We start from the raw sequence: 2,021 nt of genomic DNA on the forward strand, positions 1-2,021 counted from the left end.
GCGCAGGCCACCCCGGTCGCGCCGCACCCCGTGCAGCCGGAGCCGCGCGTCGCCGCCGGCTGGTCGCCGCCGGACTGGGCCCCGCGCCCGCCGGCTGCCGCCGCCCCGGCCGCCACGGTCCCGCACCCGACCCTCCCGCCTTCGGTCGCTCCCCGCATCGGGACGCTCGACGACGAGGTGGCCGCCATGCTCGCCATGCGGTCGGACATCCAGGAGCAGGCGCTCTCCGAGCTCAGCCAGCTCTCGGCCTACCGGCCCGCCTCGATGGTGCCGAGCGAGTCGCTCACCCGTCGTGTTCCTTCCGCTGTGCCGTCGGCCGTCCCGGCCGCGGATGAGGGCAAGCCCGTGCAGCGTGACGCGGACCAGCTCCGCTCGCGTCTGTCGAGCTTCCAGTCCGGGACCAGCCGCGGCCGCCGTGCCGTGGACGGCCCTTCAGGTCAGAACGGCCAGGCCTCATGACGGCCACAGAACCCATCTCAGCCGTCTCCGCCCAGGTGACGTCTCACCCCGCAGTCGTCACCGACTGCACCAGCAAGGAGGAAGTGTGACCGCGCTCAGCACCGAGGCAGCCAACTTCGGCTGGCTCCTGGACAACTTCGTCCGGACCGTGCCCGGCACTCGCCACACGCTCGTGGTGTCGGCGGACGGTCTGCTCATGGCGATGTCCGAGCAGCTCGACCGCACCAGCGGCGACCAGCTCGCGGCGATCGTCTCCGGCATGTCGAGCCTGACCCGTGGCGCGTCGCGCCAGCTCCGTGCGGGGGGAGGTGCGCCAGGCGATCATCGAGATGGACCAGCTGTTCCTGTTCCTCATGAGCGTCTCCAACGGCTCCGTCCTCGCCGTGGTGGCGGAGTCGAGCTGCGACGTCGGCCTCATCGGCTACGAGATGGCGATGCTCGTCTCGCGGACCGAGGCGACCCTCACGCCGCAGCTCATCTCCGAGATGCGCGGCCAGCTGCCCGTCGACGGCGCCACGCGCGCCCCCGTGGCCTGACTGGAACGGAGACGGCCCGAACATGAGTGAGCACATCGAGTACGAGGCCAGGACGGTGCGGCCCTACGCCGTCACCGGCGGCCGCGTGCGCTCGGCGCGCTCCGACCTGCCTCTCGAGGCGCTGGTCGAGGTGATGCCGGGCGCTGTCTCCAGCGCGGGACTGCCGCCCGAGAAGCGGGCGATCCTGCAGCACGCCGCGCACAACTACATCTCGGTGGCGGAGCTCTCCGCTCTGCTCCACCTCCCCCTCGGGGTGGTCCGGATCCTCGTGTCCGACCTCTCCGACCAGCAGTACGTGCGCGTGCACACCTCTCAGCCGGTCGAGGTCAACACCGGTGAGTCCCCCGCCCTGTCCCTGAGCGTGCTGGAGAGTGTTCTCAATGGCATTTCCGCCCTCTGACGCCGCCGTCGCCGCTCCGGCGGGGACCGCGGGTTCCGTCGCACCCACCGTCGTCAAGATCGTCGTCGCGGGCGGATTCGCCGTCGGCAAGACGACCTTCATCGGTTCCATCTCGGACATCGAGCCCCTCAACACCGAGGCCGCGATGACCGAGCACTCCGTCGGCGTCGACGACGCCGGTGGCGTGTCGGACCGCAAGACCACCACCACCGTCGCCATGGACTTCGGCCGCATCGCGCTGCCGGGTCAGCTGTGGCTCTACCTGTTCGGCACGCCGGGCCAGGACCGCTTCCTCTTCATGTGGGACGACCTGGTGCGCGGCGCGATCGGTGCCGTCGTTCTCGTCGACACCGACCGTCTCGACCAGTGCTTCCCGGCGGTCGACTACTTCGAGAGCCGTGGCATCCCGTTCGTCGTGGGTGTCAACTGCTTCGACGGCGTCGCGAAGCACCAGCTCGACGACGTCCGTGAGGCGCTCGCCATCCCGGCGCACGTGCCCGTGCTCTACACGGACGCCCGGTCGCGTGCCGCCACCAAGCAGGCGCTCATCTCCCTCGTGCAGCTCGCGATGGAGCGTCTGCGCAACCGGTGACCGCACCCGCACCCCGACGACCGCCCGGCCCCCG

At 71.1% G+C, this 2,021-nt stretch carries 2 protein-coding genes and 2 pseudogenes; all 4 read left to right on the forward strand.

Going from position 1 to position 2,021, the window contains the following annotated elements; translation table 11 throughout:
• Positions 1-459, forward strand: a pseudogene (locus tag CBZ_RS21560) (hypothetical protein); the annotation flags it as partial.
• Positions 460-544: 85 nt separating this feature from the next.
• Positions 545-995: pseudogene (locus CBZ_RS17825) on the forward strand (roadblock/LC7 domain-containing protein).
• Between the two features lie 22 nt (positions 996-1,017).
• Entirely contained in the window at positions 1,018-1,395 is a 378-nt protein-coding gene (locus CBZ_RS17830) for a DUF742 domain-containing protein (RefSeq protein ID WP_130782816.1), read from the forward strand.
• Positions 1,376-1,987, forward strand: coding sequence for a GTP-binding protein (locus CBZ_RS17835; protein WP_124342967.1), 612 nt, complete (start codon positions 1,376-1,378; stop codon positions 1,985-1,987). Before CBZ_RS17830 ends, CBZ_RS17835 begins: the two co-directional genes overlap by 20 nt.
• Positions 1,988-2,021: the final 34 nt, after the last annotated feature.

It is taken from the genome of Cellulomonas biazotea (assembly GCF_004306155.1).
Taxonomy (GTDB): Bacteria; Actinomycetota; Actinomycetes; order Actinomycetales; family Cellulomonadaceae; genus Cellulomonas; species Cellulomonas biazotea.

Bases quoted from the DNA above. Each gene is read 5' to 3' on its own strand.
- CBZ_RS17830 (WP_130782816.1), top strand. From the start codon at position 1,018: ATGAGTGAGCACATCGAGTACGAGGCCAGGACGGTGCGGCCCTACGCC.
- CBZ_RS17835 (WP_124342967.1), top strand. From the start codon at position 1,376: ATGGCATTTCCGCCCTCTGACGCCGCCGTCGCCGCTCCGGCGGGGACC.